This is a genomic window from Pseudomonas sp. IT-P171 (assembly GCF_949767765.1).
GTDB lineage: Bacteria > Pseudomonadota > Gammaproteobacteria > Pseudomonadales > Pseudomonadaceae > Aquipseudomonas > Aquipseudomonas fluorescens_B.
The window spans coordinates 299119-320046 of the sequence record NZ_CATKQN010000011.1 but is presented as its reverse complement, the minus strand read 5'-3'; the positions used below and the strand labels follow the sequence as shown (position 1 = coordinate 320046).

General features: G+C 59.0%; 18 protein-coding genes. 8 read left to right on the top strand and 10 right to left on the bottom strand.

What is annotated here, in order from left to right; all coding sequences use genetic code 11:
• Positions 1 to 34 precede the first annotated feature (34 nt).
• The 3 genes from ACM6I5_RS09915 to ACM6I5_RS09905 form a co-directional block, all read right to left on the bottom strand.
• Positions 35 to 958: a universal stress protein gene (locus ACM6I5_RS09915; RefSeq protein ID WP_017338566.1), complete on the bottom strand. Its 924-nt coding sequence runs from the start codon at positions 956 to 958 to the stop codon at positions 35 to 37.
• Between the two features lie 102 nt (positions 959 to 1060).
• Positions 1061 to 2299 carry an MgtC/SapB family protein gene (locus ACM6I5_RS09910; protein ID WP_017338565.1) on the bottom strand — a complete coding sequence of 413 codons (1239 nt, stop codon included), beginning with the start codon at positions 2297 to 2299 and terminating at the stop codon, positions 1061 to 1063.
• A 49-nt stretch (positions 2300 to 2348) separates the two neighbouring features.
• Positions 2349 to 3422, bottom strand: a complete 1074-nt coding sequence (locus tag ACM6I5_RS09905) for an NAD(P)-dependent alcohol dehydrogenase (protein WP_414883726.1) — start codon at positions 3420 to 3422, stop codon at positions 2349 to 2351.
• A 271-nt stretch (positions 3423 to 3693) separates the two neighbouring features.
• Between ACM6I5_RS09905 and ACM6I5_RS09900 the strand changes: the two genes are divergently transcribed.
• Positions 3694 to 4623 (top strand): universal stress protein, encoded by a 930-nt coding sequence (locus tag ACM6I5_RS09900; RefSeq protein ID WP_414883725.1) that lies wholly within the window; start codon positions 3694 to 3696, stop codon positions 4621 to 4623.
• Between the two features lie 64 nt (positions 4624 to 4687).
• Here the strand turns inward: ACM6I5_RS09900 and ACM6I5_RS09895 are convergent, their stop codons facing one another.
• Positions 4688 to 6970: a heavy metal translocating P-type ATPase gene (locus tag ACM6I5_RS09895; RefSeq protein WP_414883724.1), complete on the bottom strand. Its 2283-nt coding sequence runs from the start codon at positions 6968 to 6970 to the stop codon at positions 4688 to 4690.
• Positions 6971 to 7245: 275 nt separating this feature from the next.
• Here ACM6I5_RS09895 and arcD point away from each other — a divergent pair, with 275 nt between their 5' ends.
• Positions 7246 to 8739, top strand: coding sequence for an arginine-ornithine antiporter (gene arcD / locus ACM6I5_RS09890; RefSeq protein WP_017338561.1), 1494 nt, complete (start codon positions 7246 to 7248; stop codon positions 8737 to 8739).
• Positions 8740 to 8825: 86 nt separating this feature from the next.
• Positions 8826 to 9368 carry an Hsp20/alpha crystallin family protein gene (locus tag ACM6I5_RS09885; protein ID WP_414879711.1) on the top strand — a complete coding sequence of 181 codons (543 nt, stop codon included), beginning with the start codon at positions 8826 to 8828 and terminating at the stop codon, positions 9366 to 9368.
• A gap of 91 nt (positions 9369 to 9459) precedes the next feature.
• Here the strand turns inward: ACM6I5_RS09885 and ACM6I5_RS09880 are convergent, their stop codons facing one another.
• A complete protein-coding gene (locus tag ACM6I5_RS09880; RefSeq protein ID WP_414883723.1) occupies positions 9460 to 10386 on the bottom strand; it encodes a universal stress protein in 927 nt (308 codons plus the stop codon).
• Between the two features lie 224 nt (positions 10387 to 10610).
• Here ACM6I5_RS09880 and ACM6I5_RS09875 point away from each other — a divergent pair, with 224 nt between their 5' ends.
• On the top strand, positions 10611 to 11141 hold the full coding sequence (locus ACM6I5_RS09875; protein WP_414883722.1) for a GNAT family N-acetyltransferase: 531 nt from the start codon (positions 10611 to 10613) through the stop codon (positions 11139 to 11141).
• A 30-nt stretch (positions 11142 to 11171) separates the two neighbouring features.
• Here ACM6I5_RS09875 and ACM6I5_RS09870 read toward each other — a convergent pair whose 3' ends face one another.
• Positions 11172 to 11828, bottom strand: coding sequence for a c-type cytochrome (locus tag ACM6I5_RS09870; RefSeq protein WP_414883721.1), 657 nt, complete (start codon positions 11826 to 11828; stop codon positions 11172 to 11174).
• A 409-nt stretch (positions 11829 to 12237) separates the two neighbouring features.
• Between ACM6I5_RS09870 and ACM6I5_RS09865 the strand changes: the two genes are divergently transcribed.
• Positions 12238 to 13605, top strand: coding sequence for an erythromycin esterase family protein (locus ACM6I5_RS09865; RefSeq protein ID WP_414883720.1), 1368 nt, complete (start codon positions 12238 to 12240; stop codon positions 13603 to 13605).
• Between the two features lie 16 nt (positions 13606 to 13621).
• On the opposite strand, the gene ACM6I5_RS09860 is transcribed toward ACM6I5_RS09865, so the two are convergent.
• Genes ACM6I5_RS09860 through ACM6I5_RS09850 form a run of 3 tightly spaced genes read right to left on the bottom strand, consistent with a single transcriptional unit; the run spans position 13622 to position 15920 of the window.
• A complete protein-coding gene (locus ACM6I5_RS09860; RefSeq protein WP_414879715.1) occupies positions 13622 to 14278 on the bottom strand; it encodes a dienelactone hydrolase family protein in 657 nt (218 codons plus the stop codon).
• On the bottom strand, positions 14271 to 14978 hold the full coding sequence (locus ACM6I5_RS09855) for a phosphoribosyltransferase (RefSeq protein WP_017338554.1): 708 nt from the start codon (positions 14976 to 14978) through the stop codon (positions 14271 to 14273). The genes ACM6I5_RS09860 and ACM6I5_RS09855 overlap by 8 nt, the downstream gene beginning before the upstream one ends.
• A 57-nt stretch (positions 14979 to 15035) precedes the next feature.
• Complete coding sequence (locus ACM6I5_RS09850) at positions 15036 to 15920, bottom strand: universal stress protein (protein ID WP_414883719.1); 885 nt, start codon at positions 15918 to 15920, stop codon at positions 15036 to 15038.
• Positions 15921 to 16175: 255 nt separating this feature from the next.
• Between ACM6I5_RS09850 and ACM6I5_RS09845 the strand changes: the two genes are divergently transcribed.
• The 3 genes from ACM6I5_RS09845 to ACM6I5_RS09835 all read left to right on the top strand — a co-directional run bounded on the left by ACM6I5_RS09845 (position 16176) and on the right by ACM6I5_RS09835 (position 18376).
• Positions 16176 to 16742, top strand: a complete 567-nt coding sequence (locus ACM6I5_RS09845) for a phosphoribosyltransferase family protein (RefSeq protein ID WP_414883956.1) — start codon at positions 16176 to 16178, stop codon at positions 16740 to 16742.
• 83 nt (positions 16743 to 16825) lie between these two features.
• Positions 16826 to 17791 (top strand): ribose-phosphate diphosphokinase, encoded by a 966-nt coding sequence (locus ACM6I5_RS09840; RefSeq protein ID WP_414879717.1) that lies wholly within the window; start codon positions 16826 to 16828, stop codon positions 17789 to 17791.
• A 51-nt stretch (positions 17792 to 17842) separates the two neighbouring features.
• On the top strand, positions 17843 to 18376 hold the full coding sequence (locus ACM6I5_RS09835; RefSeq protein ID WP_414879861.1) for a flavin reductase family protein: 534 nt from the start codon (positions 17843 to 17845) through the stop codon (positions 18374 to 18376).
• Positions 18377 to 18391: 15 nt separating this feature from the next.
• Here ACM6I5_RS09835 and glgP read toward each other — a convergent pair whose 3' ends face one another.
• Positions 18392 to 20893, bottom strand: coding sequence for an alpha-glucan family phosphorylase (gene glgP / locus ACM6I5_RS09830; RefSeq protein WP_414883718.1), 2502 nt, complete (start codon positions 20891 to 20893; stop codon positions 18392 to 18394).
• Between the last annotated feature and the right edge of the window lie 35 nt (positions 20894 to 20928).

The window sequence follows — 20928 nt, the reverse complement described above, 5'->3', positions numbered from 1 at the left end:
TACGGCCAACGTTTCATCGCGGGGCGATCCATTCTCAGGACTGCAGCATCCGGCCCGGCTTGATCGCCAACACACTGCACGGCGCCCGCTGTAACAGTTGCTCGGCCGTGGTTCCCAATAGTTTGTTAAGTCCCTTGTGTTGCACCGTCCCCATCACGATGACATCGGTGTGATGGTCGGCGGCGAACTCACAAATACTGTTCACCGGGATTCCCTCGATGAAGTGCCGACATTCCGGTGGTACGCCATGGCGTTCGGCCAATGCCGCAAACGCTTCGTGCTGCGCCGAGCCCAGGGTTTCATAGATGCCGACGGCCAATGGCAGCGCCCCAAAACCAATGTCCTGGGCATACACGGCGGTCCAGTCGTAGGCGTGCAACAGCTCCAGGCGGGCATCACACACCTCGGCCAGTTTGGTGGCGGCATCAATGATCTGGTCGTTGAACACCAGGTCCTGGTCTTCGCTGCGCAGCACATCGACGATGGCCAATACGCTGTGCGGGCGCGGATTGAGGGCGTTGGTCACCAGATGCACAGGTACCGGGCAATCGCGCAACAGTTGCCAATCCAGCGGCGTGAAAAACACACGCTTGAGCGCCGACTCTTCCTGCGCATCCTTGATGATCAGTGCCAACGGCATCTCGTTGACGAATTGCATGATTTCCTCATACGGGTGCTGCACCCACACCACTTCGCTGGTGACTTCCACACCGTGCCTGCTCATCAACCCGGCCTGTTCCGTGAGCCACTGCCGGTGGGTCTGCAGATAGCCGTCACGTGCACGGTTCATTTGTTCAGGCGCAAACAGGCCAGCCACCGCCAGTGCCTGCGAGTAATCAAATGCCACGATGTGCAACGGCATTTGCATCGCCCGAGCCAACGCCGCGGCCCGGTCGAACGCCGGTGTACGGGTCATGGCTGAAGGAGCTATTAACAATAAACGCTGAGTCTGCGACATTGGACACCTCGGCATACGGCCTTCTGGATTGCGTAGGCATACAGATTGAGCGGTCCCGATTCAGTCAACTTGATCTTTATCAGCCCAACGCGAGATGTACCTTCAGAGCAGCAAGATTCCGGCCCACATCGCCAGCGTCAGCAATACCTGCCCCGGGATGAGATAAGCGGCGAACGGTCGACCGCCACTGACCCACGCCACCAGGCATTTGCTCAGGGAGTTACTGCTGACGGCGATTAACGTCGGGACGGCAATGGCGTCGAACGGCATCTGGCCCGACTTGGCTAATGTGGCAATCGACGCTGTCGAGGAGTGGGCATCGGCAAAGCCGGTCAAGGTCGCCGTCAGCATCACGCCCACTTCGCCGTAGAGGCTGAGCATCACCGACGACAGGAAAGCGATGCCGGTCATGGTCAATGTGACGAGCAAGGCCAGCTTGAGATTAAACGCACCGCCGACCTTGATCGGTTGGCTCACGCCGGTCGCAGGCCGGGGAAACATCAAGCACAGGCCATACAGCGCCGTGGCGGCGGCACCGCACATTAACGGGGCCCAGATATGACGTAACAGATCGGTGTCGACCGTGCCCAGGATCAGGCCGACCTGGATGAAGGTCGCGAGGTTGGAGAATATCGCCGCTGCGCTCAAGACCTTGATGTTGTCCGGCTCCTTGGCGGCAATGTGGCCCATAGCGGCGATGGTCACGGTGCTCGAGGCAAATCCGGAGGCAATGGCGCTGATCGCATAGCCATAACGGGTACCCAACGTACGAACAGCAACATGCCCCACCGCGCCCACCACCATGAGCAACACCGTCAGGGTGCAAATGGTGCGCAGATTGATGGCGGCATAGGGGCCAATGAAGCGATCAGGCACCAGTGGCAGCACCACCAGTGCGGCAGTCAGCAGGACCAGACCGTCGCGCATCTCCGCATCAGTCAACTGGCTACGGGCAAAGTGGTGCAGCTTCTGTCGATACGTCAACAACCCCGTCACCACCACGGCAATGGCAATGGCCAGTTCGAGCCTGGTGCTACACAGTGCCCCCAGGACCAACACGGTGAGCAATGCGACTTCGCTGGTCACGCCCGGGTCATCGCTCAGGCTGCGCCAGTACGCCACGGTGACCAGCAAGCCCAGCGTGACCGCCACGATGCCTACCAGCAGACCGCCGCCGACCTGCATCGCCACATAGCCCAACAGCGCGGTAATCGCGAAGGTGCGCAACCCGGCACAGGCACGGCTTTCTCCTTGTCCTTTGTGCCGCTCGCGCTCAAGACCAACGAGCATGCCGATTCCCAGCGCCGCCGCTGCTCCCGTCATGCCGAGGGTTTCATTCATGGGTTGGTCATCTGCGCAGGCGTTGCCTTCCTGGCCGGAATCACCTTCCTCACGGCGTAATCGCCACCTTCATCACACCGTCCCGCTGGTGAGCGAACAACTCATAAGCCGCTTCAATGTCGTCGAGTTTGAAACGGTGAGTCACCAGGGGAGACAGGTCGACACCGCCGCTGTTCACCACCGCCATCAAGCGACGCATGCGTTCTTTGCCGCCGGGACACAGGGTGGTGACGATGCTCAAGTCCCCCAGTCCTGCGGCGAAGGCATCGAGGGGAATGCGCAGGTCACTGGAATAAACCCCGAGGCTCGACAGCCGGCCACCCGGACGCAACACCCGCAGTGCAGACTCGAACGTCCCTTGGGTGCCCAGCGCCTCAATGGACACATCGACGCCACGGCCATCGGTCAGGGCCATGATTTGCTCGACGACGTTGCCGTCCTTGAAATTGACCACATGGGTCGCGCCCAACTGCCGCGCAACGCTCATGCGCTCGGCCACGGCATCGACGCCAATGATGGTCGTCGCGCCCTTCAGACGCGCGCCGGCCACTGCGCAGAGGCCAATCGGCCCGAGGGCAAAAACGGCAACGGTATCGCCGATGCTCACCTCGCCGCGCTCCGCCCCGGAAAAACCGGTGGACATGATGTCCGGGCACATCAGCACCTGCTCATCGCTGAGGCCGTCGGGAATCGGACATAAATTGGCTACTGCGTCCGGCACCAGCACGTACTCGGCCTGGCAGCCATCAATGATGTTGCCGAATTTCCAGCCACCCGTGGCGCGAAAGCCATGACGGGTGTCAGGGCCATCCTGCGAGGCACAGCCGCACAGGCACGCGTAACTCTGCCCGCTGGGCGTGATGGCGCCGGCAATGACTCGCTGCCCCTCGACAAAGCCGCGCACCTGGGAGCCCAGCCGTTCGATGACACCCACCGGCTCATGACCCACGGTCAGCCCTTTGGCCACCGGGTATTCGCCGCGCAAGATGTGCACATCGGTACCGCAAAGGGTCGTGGTGGTGATACGGACCAGTGCATCCAGCGGCCCGACCTCGGGGACGGGCTTGTCCTGCAGCACGATCCGGTTTTTTTCAACGAAAACTGCCGCTTTCATGGTCGCCATGGTGATCCCTCTTTCGTTCTGCGTGCGCAAGCGTTCAGCACGCCGCCAAGACTGCGCCGGGATGCCAGACGACAGGTTGACAATGGTCAACAATTTGGTCTCTGAACGCAGCGGATAACCGTACGTCGGGCGACAGGGTCATTGCCCCTCGCGTTTGACAAAGATCAATCCCCCCTTCCCCGACCGGCCGCATGATCATCGCAAAGCTTCACTTCCCAATTGCATCGCTGCATTGGCAAGCACTTGCACGATTATCCACGGGAGAATGGTCATGCCTGATCAAACGCGTTTCATGTTGGTCGCCTCGCCCTTGATGGAAAACAGCCCCGCTTTCGACCGGGCCGCCGCGCTGGCCAAAGCGTCGGACGCGTCATTGCACATCGTGGCGTTCGACTATCTCGAAGGGCTGGCGACCGCCGGAATGGTCAATGAACAAGCGCTGGAACAGATGCGACTGGGCTACGTTGAACGCCATCGCCAATGGCTGGAAGACCAGGCTCGTCCGTTGCGCAAAATCGGCGTACACGTCACCACTGAAGTGGTCTGGGTGGAAAGACCCTTGCAGGAAATCCTCATCCATCTCAAAGAACAGCCCATGGCGGCGCTGATCAAGGGGCTGGAACACGAATCGCTCCTGTCACGCCTGATGTTTACTCCGCTGGATATTCATCTGCTGCGCGAATGCCCGGTGCCTTTGCATTTTGTCAGCAATATGCGCCACGCCTTGCCGCGCAAGATCGTCGCAGCCGTCGACCCTTTCCATCGCGATGGGCAGTACGAGGGTTTCAATGACAGGATTCTGCAAGATGCCGCAAAACTGGCGAGCACCTGTCATGCAGAACTCGACGTCATCTATGCCCATGATCTTTCATCCATCAGTGCGGATGAATTCGGTTTCCGCGATGGCTCGACGTTTTTCTCTTCCAGCAAAGCCAAAACCCTGTTCGATGCACAGGCTGATGCCTTCCGCGAACTGTCGGAGCGCAACGGCATCCCGCCGGAGCGCCAGCACATGATCATGGGCAACCCGGCCAAAGTGCTTGGCAGCTACGCAACCGCTTATGACATCGACATGATTGTCATGGGCCGGGCCGGGCATCGTGTCATGGACAGGTTGGTCGGCAGTACAGTGGAACATCTGCTGTACAAGATGCCGTGTAGCGTCTGGGTGGTTTCGCCACAGGAATTGATTGAGGAATAAAACCCGATCTGGACGTTCGAAACGTCAGGGGACGAGTCGGGTGTTTTGTGCCTGACTCGCCTGTCTAGCGCCAGTCCAGATAACGAAACAGTTCCTCCTCCTGATCAAAGTGCAGTCGCACGAGGGTATCCAGGCGAATCAGCTGATGCTGAATCTCATCAGCTGATGCCGTTGCGGGGGCGGAACTGAAGTCGCTGCTCATGCGCGCCAGTAAGTGGATAAGGCGAAAAATCTCCCGGTGTGCGTGGCTCATCGCCGACATCGGATCCTCGCCCGGCATGCTTCGCGTCAACAGCGGGTACAGTGTGTTTTCATCTTCGCGTTCATGCTCCGCCAGTGATGTTTGCAACTTGTCGACCAATTGCATCAGGTCGGTCTGTGCTTGCGCAAGTGGGCGCTGGGCAAAGTCATTGGCCAGTTGGTGCAGATCGCTCAGTACGGCGGCGAGTTGCTGGTGTTCATCTTGCAGGCGATCGATATGCTCTGCGGCAAGCTTTCGTTTCCTCAGCTCCCACGACGGCCCCAATGCCCGCAAGGCGTTAATGATGATCACCACGTCAATGCCCTCCTGCACCACGGCGCCAATCAGCGGCGGCAGATAGCCGAGGGCTGCCGCTGCCATGGCCAGCAATGACATCCCCATCCCGACCAGCACGCCTTGGCGTGCGATGTAGCGGGTTCGTCGGGCAATGTCCAACGCCTCGACCAAGCGATCCAGGCGATCCACCAACAGCACAACGCCAGCGGCTTGCGCAGAAGCCGTGGCACCGCCCGCTCCCATGGCCACGCCGACGTTGGCCGCCGCCAGCGCGGGAGCATCGTTGATGCCATCGCCGACCATCAGTGTGCTGGTGTGCAGGCAACCTTGCTGTACAGCTCGCACTTTTTCCTCAGGGGTCAACCCGGCACGCAACTCGTCAATCCCGGCAGACAGCGCAATCATCTCCGCAGTTTCCAGGCGATCCCCGGTGAGCATGACGATCTTTTCGATGCCTCTATTGCGCAGTCGACGCAGCGTCTGCGGCGTTTCGCGCCGAACCTTGTCCGAGAATACCAGCAGGCCCGCGAGTTCCCCGTCCACGTCGATGAAGCTTCCGCTGCATGCCAGGTAATCCATGTGGCGCAGCATCGCGGCGACCCAGTCGGTTGCAGCGGCGTCTTTGTGAGCAAAAGGCAACGTGCCGAAACGCACCTGCACGCCATCGACGCGCCCACAAAGCCCGGAGCCTGGGCTTTCTTCTACCGCCTGCGGGACACTGAGCGACAATTGACGCTGATGCGCCGCTTCAACAATTGCCTGGCAAACAGGATGCGTCGAGGCTTGCGCCAGCGAAGCGGCCAGGCCGAGCAGGCGTTGCGGATCGCCCAACCCGTTGACCTCTATCGACTGCAGGCGGGCATGGCCGCTGGTCAGCGTGCCGGTCTTGTCGAGAAACACCTGCTTGACCCCGGCCAGCGCTTCCAGGGTCGCGCCGTCCTTGATCAGGATCCCGCGCCGCGCCGCCCTCGAAATACCTGACATGAAGGCAATCGGCACCGCCAGAATCAAAGGACAAGGCGTGGCCACCACCAGAACCGCCAACGCTCGCAAAGGGTCGCCGCTCAACTGCCAGGCCAATCCGGCAATCAGCAATGTCAGCGGGATGAAGAAAAAGGCATAGCGGTCGGCCAGTCGCACGAAAGGTGCGCGCGAACGACGTGCCTCCTCGGCCAGCCGCACGATACCGGCGTAGGTACTCTGTGCGGCTGTTCGGGTGGCGATCAGCAGGATGGGCGCACCGACGTTGGAAACGCCGCTGGGCAGTTGCTCACCTTCTCGACGGGTGACGGGCAGCGACTCACCACTGAGCGCCGATTCGTCCAGAATCGCCGCAGGACTTAGCAGCCGACCGTCGACTGGTATCACCTCCCCCAGCCGCACCAGCAATGTTTGATGCGGCTGGACCTGCTCAACGGGGACCTCACGCAAGCCGCCTTCCTCCTGCAGCCAGGCAAAGCGTGGCGCCCGGTCGATGAGCGCGCGCAGCTCACGGTCAGCGCGTTGCCTGGTGAAAAACTCCAGGGTCCGTCCGGTCGCCAGCATCAAGGCAATCACCGCCGCCACCAGTGTCTGCTCAAAGACCAGGGCGGCAGTGATCGACAGCAGTGCGATCAGGTCGACACCGGCCTCGCGCCGGGCCAGGCGCCTGGCGATTTCAACGAGCAGTACCGCAGCCATCACCAGGCTTCCTGCGGCCCAGCACCTCGATGCCCAATCAGGTTCTTGCGCAACATACGCAATGCCGCCGGCCAGCAGCGTCAGTGCGGTGAGCAGCAACAGAACGGGGTCCAGCCACTTACTGAGCATCGAAGTGAGTTCCTCGAAAGCGATTTGCAGGCCTCGCTGTAAAAATATCTGGCATCGAGGTAGAGCTTAGGACGCGAATGTCTTTCGTGTCCCCGGGGCGCCTGAATTTCGGCGGCGGACACACCCTAAGTGCTGGTTGTACCCGCACAAACCAGGCGTATGCCGTCTTACTGATCTAAATCAAACACGCCTTGGACGGACACGTAGAAATTAGAGTCAGCATTCGCACCATCGCATTCGATGTGTGCAGAAACTTTCGTTTCGTGGAGGCTCCCATGGCTACGCATCTGCAAGGCACCCAACCGGTCATTCCGCCGACTGCCACACAACCCCTTGCAGGCAGTTTGCGAAAGGTGGAACCCAAGCGCCTGTCTTTGAGCCTGCTGATTGCCCTGGTGGTCGGTTCGATGATTGGCAGCGGCATTTTCAGCCTGCCGCAGAACATGGCGGCCAGTGCGGGGGCCGGGGCGATCCTGATTGGCTGGCTGATCACGGGCGTCGGCATGCTGTCGCTCGCTTTGGTCTACCAAACCCTGTCCAACCGCCAACCTGCCCTGGACAACGGTGTATTCGCCTACGCCCGCGCATTAGGCGGCGAGTTCCTCGGCTTCAACTCCGCCTGGGGCTACTGGATCAGCGCCTGGATCGGCAACGTCAGCTACCTGGTGATTTTGTTCGCGGCGCTGAGTTACTTCTTCCCGCTGTTCGGTGAAGGCAACAACAAAGCGGCGATTGCCGGCGCGTCCGTGGTGCTGTGGTCGTTGCACTGGATGATCCTCAGAGGGATGCGCACCGCGGCCCGGGCCAACGCGTTGACCACGGTAGCCAAGATCGTTCCGTTGCTGCTGTTTATCGGCCTGGTGATCGCCGCTTTCCAACGTGAAACCTTCAACGTCGATTTCTGGGGCTCGCCCGCACTGGGCAGCACCCTCGATCAAGTCAAAAGCACCATGCTGGTGACCGTCTGGGTGTTCATCGGGATCGAAGGCGCCAACGTGTTCTCCGCCCGTGCGGCAGAACGGGCCAATGTCGGTCGCGCCACGGTCATCGGTTTTGTCATCACCCTGTTGCTGCTGATTGCGGTGTCACTGCTGTCGCTGGGCATTCTCAAACAACCGGAACTGGCCGCCTTGAAAAACCCCTCGATGGCGGGCGTGCTTCAGGCGGTCGCCGGACCGTGGGGCGCGGTGCTGATCAGCATCGGCTTGATCATTTCGGTGGGTGGCGCCCTGCTCGCCTGGACATTGCTGGCAGCGGAATCGGTGTTCACACCGGCCAAGGAAAAGGTCATGCCGGGGCCATTCGCCGTGGAAAACACCCAGGGTGTGCCAGCCAATGCGCTGTGGATCACCAACGGCTGCATTCAACTGTTCCTGTTGCTGACGCTGTACTCGAGCGCCAGTTACCTCGCGCTGATTTCCCTGGCCACCTCGATGATTCTGCTGCCGTACCTGTTCAGCGGTCTGTACGCGCTGAAACTGACCTGGCAGGGCGAGACCTACGCCGGCCACCGAGGCCAGCAACTACGCGACATGGCCATTGCCTTGGTCGCGACGCTGTATTGCGTGTGGCTGCTGTATGCCGCCGGGCCTAAATACATGTTGCTCAGCGCTTTGCTCTACGCCCCCGGTTCGTTGATTTACCTGGCCACCATGAAGGCTCGCCAGGGACAACCGCTCAGCGGTCCCGAGACGGGGCTGTTAATCATTATCTGGACGGCTGCAGCCTTTGCCGGCTGGATGCTGTGGTCCGGGACACTGACCTTGTAGGGCCCGGTGTTGCGTGCTTGTTCTGTCGTGGTGGACCGCCAAACGGTTTGCGATCCACCTCTATTACCCAAGAGGAGGAATTCAAAATGAGCAACAGTGAAAAAAAAGTGCCGGTTCATACCGACGACAAAGCCAGTCAGCATCCCGTGACAACAGACCTCTGGCGCCCTCTGGAAAAGCTCCGGCAGCAGGTTGATCACCTGTTCGAAGACTTCAATCGCGGCTCGGGACTGTCGCCATTCGGTCGCGGGTTGTTCGATGTCGAGCCGCTCTGGCGGCGCGAACTGATCGGTCACGGTCTGCCTGCCGTGGACATCTCCGAGAAAGACAAAAGCTACGAAATCACAGCTGAGCTTCCCGGTATGGATCAGAAAAACATTGAGATCAAACTGTCCAACGGCAGCCTGATCATCAAAGGCGAAAAGAAAGAGGACAAGGAAGAAAAAAGGAAGGGCTATCACCTCAGCGAGCGTCACTATGGCTCCTTCGAGCGGGTGTTCAACTTGCCCAAAGGTGTCGATGCCGAGAAGATCGACGCGAGTTTCAGCAAAGGCGTGCTGAGCATCTCGCTGCCGAAAAAGCCCGAAGCCATGAAAGCGGATAAAGTCGTGCCAATCAAAGGCGAGTGAATCCCAGGCTGCCCTGCCCCTGCCGGGAAACCGGCGGGGGTTTTTTTGTTCATTTCAAAAGGCTGAAGCAAGGCGCGGGTCAACGCCGCGATCACTTGTTCTCTTCGACGTACGAGTCTGATTGTCTGACCGCCAGAATGCTGCCCTGCAACGAATACAGCGCGCGCTCCATAGTGCTGCCGATGAATCGATGAGTGCCCACACGATGCACGGTGCCCATCACCACGACGTCTGCCTGGTATTCATCGACAAATGCACTGATTACCGGCGTCGGCAGACCCATGAAAAAATGCCGGTGCTCTGGAGCAATTCCATAGCGCTCAGCCAGGGTGTTGAACGCCTGATGAAGGGACTCTCGCAACTCATCCATGAAGGCCATGTTCCAACAGCCGCTGATCAGCGGCGTATCGCCATTGAATGCAGGCGATAAGTCATAGGCGTAAAGCAGGTGCAGCGATGCGTGGCATTGCGCGGCCAGCATATGAGCCGCCTGAATAATGGCATCGTTCACATCATGGATTTGTGTGACCGTATCGAACGGGTCCACAGCGGCGACGATCCGACGAGGCAACTCATGACGGACCTGGTTGACCAGGTGTAACGCAACGGGACATCCGCGCAGCAAATGGTAATCCAGAGGTGTGACGAACGCCCGTCCAAGTACCGGGTCCAGTGTGACATCCTTGATGACCAGGTCGGGCTTGAGCGCCTCGACACATTTCAAGATGTCGAGCAGTGGATCGCAGGTGAAGACAACTTGCACGTTCACCTCCAATCCCTGGGCATTGAGGCGCTGAAGTGTTTGGTCCTTCCAGTGGAGATAATGACGCTGATATCGCTGATCACCCTCCTCGTCTCTGTTCTCTTCCCACGGATGCTCCATGGGCGCCGGTTCGATAAAGGCTCGCACATCCAGCCTGGCTCCACTGGCCCTGACCAGGGCGATGGCACGCAGCAAGGCTGGGGCCTCTTTCAGGTTCGGGTTGGCGATCAGCAGCAATCGTTGATAGTGGGCCATGACACACCTCGTCTATACACCGGCCCATTGCGTGGCCATGTTCAGAGACTGCGCTCGTTGCGCCCTCTGCCTGTTTGATTTACATCAAATCCAGGCAATTGAGCGCACTGTCATAAGAGTCTGATCCAGATCATATTCAGGCGCAGCCAGGGGTGTAGAAAGAAGTGAATCGCGTGGTTTGTCACTGCGCGCCGACCTTTGAAGACGGCGGGAGGGATCGCATCATGCTCACTGTCAAAGACCATAATGATCGATCTTCCGAAGCCTATGCCAAAGTCACCGGAAAATACTGGATCGAAGCGCTCAAGGATGGTCGTCACGTGTTGATCCGGCAACTGACGGAAAAAGACCGCGAGCGTGAGTACAGCTTCATCAAACACCTATGCCCTGAGTCCCGGCACATGCGCTTTCTCGCGCAGGTCAACGAACCCGGTAACAAGCAGTGCCTGGCATACATCGCGCTGGTCCACGAAAATGGCCGATTGATCGAGATCGGCGTCAGCCGTTATGCCACCACGGGCGAATATAAGTGTGAGTGTATGGTGACAGTTGCCGATCAATGGCAGCATCTGGGGCTGGGCACGTTACTGATGGAACATTTGATCACGGCCGCGCGCAAGAACGGTTTTCACCAGATATATGCGGTCGACGCCTCCAGCAATGCGCCGATGCGCGACCTGGCCAGATCCCTTGGCTTCGAAACGCGCGACGATCCCTTCGATACCCGCCAAGTGATTCACTGCCTGTACCTGTAAAACGACTTGAGCGCTGTCGGCGAAAAGCCATTATTTTTTTGCCCCCAGCGTTGCCATGTAATGGGCGACAGATTCGGCATCCGCCTCAGACAGTGAGTGATTTTTCTTCATCAGGGCGTCCCGGGGCCGCAGTTCGGTCTGTTGAAGCACCTTGATCTGGCGACTCACATAAGCGGCATGTTGACCCGCCACGCGGGGAATCTGGCCACCTCCCTGACCGCCGGCACCGTGGCACGAACTGCACTGCGCGACGCCCGCCTCAGGCAAGCCCTGGCGAAAGATCAATTCACCGCGGGCATCGGGCGTGTCTGCATCCGCCTTCATGGGGCTCTGACTCGAAAAATAGTCGGCCAGTTCGGCTATCTGGGTCTGCGTCAGATGGTTAAAGCCCCACATGTACTGAGTCCCGGCTTTATCACTGCGTGCATGGTCCTTGAAGTCAGCCAGCTGCAACTTCAGGTACTCTTTTTGCTGCCCGGCCAACTTGGGGAATGTTGGCGAGAAGGACTCTCCCGTCAGTCCATGGCATTGGGCGCAAACCTGGTCCGCCATGGCGATACCGGACATGGCCGACGTGGTTTGCGATGTCTCTTCACTCGTGCTGGTGCAGCCCATGAGCGCACCTACGCAGAGGGCAAGCGTCAGACGTGAGCGGTTGAAAATACTCGTCGTACCCAATGCTTCCATGATCTACGCCCCTGCTTTTAGCGGATGAATACCATCCTTCACCTACCGTTCAATTCCCTCTCCCGAAGACAGCCCTAGGCTGGAGCCTAGCCAGACGCCGACCATTTACAAGGTCAGAGGGAAATGAGCCTTCCATTCCTGCTTTCGGAATAACACCCATCGCGTCAGATCATAGTCGGCAGCCAACGAATACTTGATGCAGACAGCTTCTCTCAAGGCTTTGCAGCCTTTATTGACGAAACTCAATTGTTCATCTGGATCAAGGTGTAGGAATAATCAAACAGGTGATGAAGCGACACAAAAGCTTGCGTTTAAACACAATGTGTCGAGGACCTGCGGACTGATTTCGGGCGGTTGAGCGCAAGCGCAATACCGCTGGCAGTAACCCACCTTTGCGGGAACGACAGTCATGAACACACCCTCCCAAGACATGCTGGATAACCTGTATGGCTCACATCGGCGCATTGACCAGGCCGCCATCGCACCTCTTCTGCGCCAATACGCCGAGCCTCTGCCGGCACTGGATTCCTCCGCCTTTGGTGAAATGTTCGATCGCTATGCGGATGCGCGGGTGGTGATGATCGGCGAAGCCAGTCATGGCACCAGCGATTTTTATCGAACCCGGGCAGCGATCACCCAAAGGCTGATTGAGCAGCATGGGTTCAACATCGTGGCCGTTGAAGCGGACTGGCCGGACGCGGGTCATGTCGACCAGTATGTCCGGGGATTGGCGCCCTCGGCGTGGAAACGTCACATCTTCAGCCGATTCCCGACCTGGATGTGGCGCAACACCGACGTGAGAGCATTCGCCCACTGGCTGCATCAATACAACCAGACCCTCGCCTCTGAACGTCGTGTCGAGTTCCGTGGGCTGGACGTTTACAGCCTGCGCAACTCCATTCATGAGGTGCTGAGTTATCTGGACCGGATCGACCCAAAGCTGGCCCACGAAGCCCGGCGGCGCTATGGCTGTCTGACCCCATGGCAGGATGATCCCGCGTTGTATGGCCACTTCGTCGAACGTGGCGGCTTGATGCCCTGTGAGCAGCCGGTGGTCGACCAGCTCAATGCCATGCTGGCCGAACAACTGGCCGGGCTCATCCAGAACGACGAGGCGTTCTTCAATGCGGCGCAGAACGCTCGGGTGGTTCAGGCAGCGGAACAGTATTACCGTGCGATTTATCGAGGGTCGACCGCCTCGTGGAACCTGCGTGACCGGCACATGTTCGACACACTTCGTGCACTGCTTGAGCACCGGGGCCCGCAAGCCAAAGCCGTGGTCTGGGCGCACAATTCTCATATCGGCAACGCGGCCGCGACGGAGATGGGCTGGAAGGGTCAGTTCAACATCGGTCAGCTGTGCCGCAGTGCCTATGGGCGCGATGCCGTGCTGATCGGTATGAGCACCGACCGTGGCAAGGTGACCGCGGCCGATGACTGGGACGGCGACATGCTCATCAAGGACGTCCTGCCCTCTCGCCCGGACAGTTGGGAGCATCAGTTCCTCAAGGCGGGTGTACCGGCGTCATTGACCGACTGGCGAGACCCAACGCGCAAAGAGCTGCGCCGGGTGTTGTCCAAACCGTTGCTGGAACGGGCCATCGGGGTGATTTACCGCCCCGAAACCGAGCGTGGCAGTCATTACTTCGAAGCGATGTTGGCCGAACAGTTCGACGCCATGATCTGGATTGAACAGACCCAACCCGTGACAGCACTGGCGCTGCCAAAAAGCCAGGAACTCGAACCGGAAGATGAAACCTATCCGTTTGGCGTGTGACACCGATCCAGAGTTGTCAGTCGGGGCCGTGCAGATGGTGCTCGAACCAGTCGCCAGCAAGTCTGGCGACGTCCTCAAGGGCCCCGGGCTCCTCGAAAAGATGGGTAGCGCCCGCCACGATTTCCAGCTGTTGTTCACACCGCAAGGCACGACTGCTTTGCTCATTCAGCTCAAGCACCATCGGGTCCCGGGCGCCAACGATCTGCAAAGTGGGTGCCCTCACCTGGGTCAATGCCGCACCCGCCAGATCGGTGCGCCCGCCCCGGCTGACCACCGCATGCACCACCTCCGGCCGCAAGGCCGCGGCCAACAAGGCCGCCGCAGCACCGGTGCTCGCGCCAAACAGACCGATTCGTAGCGCGTGCAATTCCGCGTCCCGACTGACCCAGTCGATGACCTCCACCAGCCGCCTGGCAAGCAAGGCGATATCGAAACGAAGTTCACCGGTGAGGTTGTCCAGGCGTTGCTCCGGCTCCGTGAGCAGGTCGAACAGCAGCGACGCCAGCCCCCGTCTGGCCAGCGACTCTGCAACATATTGATTACGCGGACTTGTACGACCGCTGCCGCTGCCATGGACGAAGACCACCAGCGCGCTGGCGTTGACCGGCAGGCGCAAATCGGCTGATAACTCAACGTCCTTCACGTCCAGCTGCCGATAGTGCACCTCAATCATCGACGCTCTCCTGAGCCGAGGCACTGGCAGCAGACTCTCGCCGCCAGGACCGCGTCAACAAATCAATAACCTCTTCGTCTGAAGTCTGGGGGAAGCTCAGGTACCAGTATCCGATCGACATCATCCATTCGGGAATGAGTGGGCAGATGACTTCATTGACTTCACTGCGCAGCGCCTCCACGGTTTCCAGCGGCGCCACCGGCACGGCGACGACGATGCGAGCCGGTGCTTGCTTTCGCGCCGCGTGGATTGCCGCCATCATCGAGGCCCCGGTTGCCAGGCCGTCGTCGATCAGGATCACCACCTGATCCTTCAATCGCACGGGTGGGCGGGTTCCGCGGTACACCTGCTCACGACGCAACAGTTCCTGTGTTTCGCGCGCGAGCACGGCATCGAACGCGGCCGGAGTAATCGGGTTTGCCTGCAATGCGTCGTTATTGATGATTTGGATACCGCCACTGGCAATGGCGCCCATGGCGAACTCCGGGTGGGATGGAACGCCCAGCTTGCGGACCAGCATCAGGTCCAGGCGCACGTCCAGGGCCTTGGCCACTTCATAAGCGACGGGAACGCCGCCACGGGGCAAGGCGAGGATGATGACATCGGGTCGATGTGCATATTTGAGCAACGGTTCCACCAGACGCTGGCCGGCTTCTACCCGGTCCTTCAACGTGGTTTGCAATGAGGGGCTTTGACTCATGAAAAACCTCCTCAGGCGATGACGCCTGTCGTTTCGTTACAACTGGCCTTGCCCGATCTAGACCGCCAGAACGCTGCAGGGCACCTGGTACAGAATATGTTCGGTAGTGCTGCCCAGCAGCTTCTCCAGGCCGTGGTACTGGACTCTGCCCATCACGATCACATCCACCTGCTGCTCGCTGGCAAAATCGCTCAGCGCCGAGACCGGGTGACCGAGAATAAAATGCCGGCGATCAGAGGGTACGCCGTACCGATTGGCCAATTTGATGAACGATTGTTCCTCGGTTGTGCGCAACTCTTTGGTGATGTCTGGAAGCGCCAGCCCTCCCATGTCCGACAGATAGATCCCCGAAAGATCACAGGCATACAGCAGGTGCAACTCGGCATCGCACTGCAACGCAAGGTTGGTGGCTTGCTGAATGATCCGCTCGTTCAGCTCGGTGTTTCGAGACTCGGCATCTGAAGCGTCAACCGCCGCCACGACCTTGCGCGGCAAGGCATGGCCACTGCCGCCCACCAGATAGACCGGTATCGGGCTGTCGCGCAACAAATGCCAGTCCAGCGGGGTGAAGAACGCGCGTTTGAGCGCTGATTCGTGCTGCACTTCCTTGATCAGCAGGTCGGGCTGCATTTCCGTGACGTGATCAAGAATGTCTTGTTCCAAGTCATCGGCCCACGTCACCTCCGTCGTTATTTCGAGCCCGAGCGCGCGGAGTTTGGTGGCCTGGTTCGTCAACCAGTCGCGATGGTCCTGAAGATAGCTCTCCCGAGCCTTTTCCTGCACGCCTTCTTCAAGCAGAGACAGAATCTCCAAGGGCATTACAAACGCAGCGATATGCAAGCTCGCGCCGCTGGCCTTGGCGAGGGCGGCCGCATGGTTTATCGCAGGGGAATGGCGCAGGACCGGGTTGACGATGAGTAACAAGCGTTGATATTGGCTCATGATCTGACTCCAGACAGGTGGGACTCGTCGCGCCGGATCAAGCACCAGCGTTTGATTCAGAGTCCTCCGTTGATGTCGCCCTGGCGTTGATTTATATCAAGTCCCTGCGCAAGACCGATCACTGGACGAACGCTCATGGAATGGGATTTCATTTCACCCGACTTGATCAATATCAATAGGGCCGAACCGGGCGGGATTAGGTTGGCTATGGGGCAGCATTTTTTGCTGTCCATCGGTTTTCGACTGGAGACGGCTATGTCAACCCTACCGGCGAGTCAGCGGCTGCGCTTGTACGACAGCGATGAACTCGATGGTGTACTGCAGGGCATGGCGCGCCAAGCGTCGATATTGTTACCGCCCGTTCAAGCGGCACTGATTGGCATCCAGCGCCGTGGCGAGCCGCTGGCACAGCGTTTACAGCAGCATCTTTCACGTCAGACCGGCCAGCCAGAGCTGCCGCTTTACCCCCTGAAGGTCAAGCGTTATGCCGATGACCTCAAGGTGCTGCATGCACACACGGAATTGACCGAGAACCCACTTCTGGGCGAACTGGACCTTGCCAACACCACCCTGCTCGTTGTCGATGATGTGCTGTTTGAGGGCCATTCACTCCTGCGCACGTGTGCCTATCTGGCGCAACTGGGCGCTCGTCGGGTCTACACTGCGGTACTGGTTGACCGGCATGTCTGCCAGCAGCCGATCCATGCCGACATTATCGGCGTGCACCTGCAAGTTGCCGCCCATGACATCGTCGAATGCAACGTTCCGCCCTACGAAATGGAGTTCTGCATTGAGGTTTTACGTCATGGTGCTGCCCGATGAAGGCACAAGGATTGCCAGGTACTTGATGTCCACGTTAGCCATCCAGTTGAGGCCTGTTCGATAAGCCTCAAAGGAGCCGATGCATGCTCTCAGATCGCCCGCTTCTTTTTGCCCTGCAAGGCAGTGAGCACTATGCAGCCTTCGTCGCGCAGCGGCTTGGCTGCCAACTGGCCCTTCATGAAGAGCGCAATTATGAAGATGGCGAACATAAATGCCGACCGCTGGAGCCGGTTAACGGTCGCGAGGTCGTGGTGTTCCATTCGTTGTATGGAGATGATCGACAGAGCGCTAACGATAAGTTGTGTCGCCTGTTGTTCTTTTGCGCAGCCCTCAAGGATGCCGGCGCTCGCCATGTGCAGGCGGTAACGCCCTACCTCTGCTACGGACGCAAAGATCGCCGCAGCCAGCCTCAAGACCCGACGATCACTCGCTACCTGGCGACCATGATTGAAGCCTGCCACGTGGATCGCCTGGTTGCCCTGGAAGTGCATAATCCGGCGGCGTTCGACAATGCCTTTCGCATTCCTGCGTGGAACGTGCAGTGCACAGAATTATTCGCCGAGCATTTCGCCAGGTTCGTCGGCGACGCCGAGGTGGTGGCAGTGTCTCCGGATTCCGGTGGTGCCAAGCGCGCCGAGCAATTTCGTCAGGCCCTCGAACGACAACTGGGACGTTCAGTGGGCAGTGCGCTGATGGAAAAGCACCGTGCTCACACGACGCTGACGGGCACTCTCCTGGTTGGCGAAGTCTCGGGTAAGGCCGCCATTGTTTTCGACGACCTGATCAGTACCGGCGAAACGCTGAGGCATGCCGGCCTTGCCTGTCAAAAGGCTGGAGCCACCCGGCTGTTCGCAGCGGCGACCCATGGCTTGTTCACTGCGGGCAGCAACCTGTTCGAGCCGCCGCTATTCGAGCACGTTGCGATCTCTGACTCAGTACCTCCCTTTCGTTTGCCCCCCGAGTGCGTGACGCAGCGCTTGCACGTACTCGACACCAGCGCCCTGATAGCCAGCTTGCTGGCCGAAAATGGCGCATTGGGTTCCGTCTGAGCAGATGAAGCGCCGATCAAAGACAATGGGGAGTGCCGGCCGTTGAAAAAGATGAACATCAACAAAGCATTCACACTGATGGAACCAGGCCCGGTTGTCTTCGTCACCACAAATGATGGCCAGAAGAACAACATCATGACCATCTCCTGGACCATGGTGATGGGTTTCACACCGATTTTCGCCATGACCACCGGCCCCTGGAACTATTCATACGCTGCGCTTCTGAACACCAAGGCGTGTGTCATTTCAATCCCGACCGTCGATCTGCTGGATCGCGTTATCGCCGTGGGAACCTGTTCCGGTGCCGACACTGACAAGTTCGCAACATTCGGATTCACGCCCGTGAAAGGCAAACATGTCAGGGCACCCTTGATTAAGGAATGCCTGGCCAATATCGAATGCAAGGTTGTCGATATCATCGAGAAACACAATATCGTTATCCTCGAAGGCCTCGCCGCCTACCTCGACGACTCACGCAAAGAGACACGAACCCTTCATTCGGTGGGGGATGGTTCCTTCGTCGTGGACGGACGCAAACTGGATAGAAGAGAAATGATGCAATCGAAACTTCCAGAGGGTGTCTAGGAGTGCGGGTCGGCGTCATCGTTGCCACGCAATAAGAGCATTTTCCGCCGGCAGAAAGGCTTCTGAGTGCCAGGCGCGCACCCGTGGGGTGTAGCAATCCACGGGCCGCGTTGCAGCGAGCGAGATGGAAAAGATATAGCCCTGGATGGCGCCGAAAATGGGCCCGACGGCGTTCATCGGCAGGCATTCTGCCGGGTGTTCATCGCACAAGGCGGCATAGAGTTCGACCCTTACCCACTCCGGGGCGATCTCCCCCAGATAGACCGGCACGCTGATGTACAGCCGCTCGCCGTCGTGTTTCGCATCGACCGTGCCGAAATGTATTTTGTCCCATCCCGAGGCAATCGCCTTCTGCCAGGCATGAAGCGCACGTGCGAGCCCGGCCTTATCCTTGCTACGGCACCGGAAAGCCTGGATTGCCGGTTGGTAACAACCATCCAGGTATTGGAGCAGCATGCGATTGCTGCTGAATTGCGGCCCCAATTGCGACATGCTGGCGCGCATACGCTGCACCCATCCTCGTGGAATTCCCTGCGTGTCGCGCGTGTAAAAGCTGGGTACTACTTCTTCTACGAGCAGGCGGTACAAGCACTCGGCGTCGGCTACATCGTCGCTTGGGGCATCATCGCCTATCGCCCAACCGCAGCTGGACTGGTAAGCCTCCGCCCACCAGCCGTCCAGTTGGGACAGGTTCAGTCCGCCATTGACCAGAACCTTCATACCACTGGTGCCGCAGGCTTCCCATGGTCGGCGCGGTGTATTGATCCAGACATCGACGCCTTGCACCAAATGCTGGGCCAGTTCAATGTCGTAATCCTCCAGGAACACGACATGCCTTCGCAGATTCGGACGATGAACAAACTCCATCCATGCCTGGATCAGTTGCTTGCCCTGCTCGTCACCGGGATGGGCTTTGCCGGCGATGATCAGCTGGACCGGTCGATGCTCATCGGTTAGCAGGCGACTCAGGCGCTCCGGGTCATGTAGCAACAGATTCGGTCGCTTATAGTCGGTGAATCGCCGCGCGAAGCCGAGCGTAAGGCAATTGGGATCGAGCACCTGCGCGGCGTCTTCGACCTGCTGCGGTGACTCGCCACGCTGTCCAAGATGCCATGCCAAACGGTTACGCGTGTAATGCACCAGATCGCGGCGTTGCTCGGCGGCCATCGTCCACAAGGCCATATCATTACTGTTCGAGACCGTCCCGGAGAGAGACTCCACCGTGCCGAGCCAACGCTCCTTGCCACAGGTGCTAGTCCACAGGTGATCGGACCACACTGAATCCCAGGATGGCACATGGACGCCGTTGGTAATATGCCCTACAGGTATCTCATGAAGCGGCCAGCGTGGATAAAGATCACTGAACAATCGACGGCTGACCTCACCATGCAAACGACTCACTGCATTGCACTGAGCGCACCCACGCAATGCCAGGAAAGCCATGTTGAACGGCTCATCGTCGTCCGCCGGATCACGCCGGCCCAACGCCAGAAGTTCGCGCAATGAAATGCGACAGTCCTCGAGATACTCGCGCGCATACTTGTAAACGAGTGCGGGCGGAAATGAGTCGAAACCCGCAGCCACTGGCGTATGCGTTGTGAATACATTCCCTGCACGCGTTGCCCACCATGCCTCCCAGAACGATGTTCCCGTCTTGTGCATAAAGCGACGGGCACGTTCCAGCACAAGCAGCGCGGCATGACCTTCGTTAAGGTGGCACACGTCAACGTCGATACCCAGTGCGTCCAGTACCGCCCAGCCACCGATGCCGAGCACCACTTCCTGGAGCAAACGCATTTCCGAGCCGCCGCCGTACAACTTAGAGGTGATACCGCGATCGGCGGCACCATTGCGCAGATCGTTACTGTCCAGCAGATACAGGCGCGTACGTCCGACAATGGCCTGCCATATACGCACATACAAAGTGCGACCGGGAAGTTGCAGCACGATTTTCAGCCATGCGCCTTCATTGCCGATAGTTGGCTGAATCGGCAGGCTGGTGGCGTCGTTGTAAGGATAGGCCTCATGCTGCCTGCCTTGCGCGTCGATGTATTGCCGAAAATAGCCTTCCTGATAGAGCAAACCCACCCCAAGTATCGGAGCGCCCATGTCGCTCGCCGTCTTGAGGTAATCTCCTGCAAGCACACCGAGTCCGCCGGCGTAGAGCGGAAAGGCCTCACTCAGACCATATTCCATGCTGAAATAAGCGATCCGCGCCGAATCGCTTGCCGCTTGCCGCTGTGCATACCAGCCTGAGTCGTCGAGATAACGCCGATGCTCTGCGATGGCGTGCGCCAGTTTTTGCGAGAAATGGGCATCTCGGCAGAGTTCGTCAAGACGCTGCTGCGAAGCATTCTGCAGAATCATCCACGGATTATGGGTACGCTCCCAAAGTTCTGGGTCAATCGACTTCCACAGGTCGTCAAGTGCATGGTTCCAGGTCCAGCGCAGGTTAAGTGCGAGCTCGGTCAGTGGGGAGAGTTGCTCCGGCAACTCACGTGGCAAGAAGGCATACACGTCGACACCTCGTTGTAATCGGCAGTTTTGCGGAT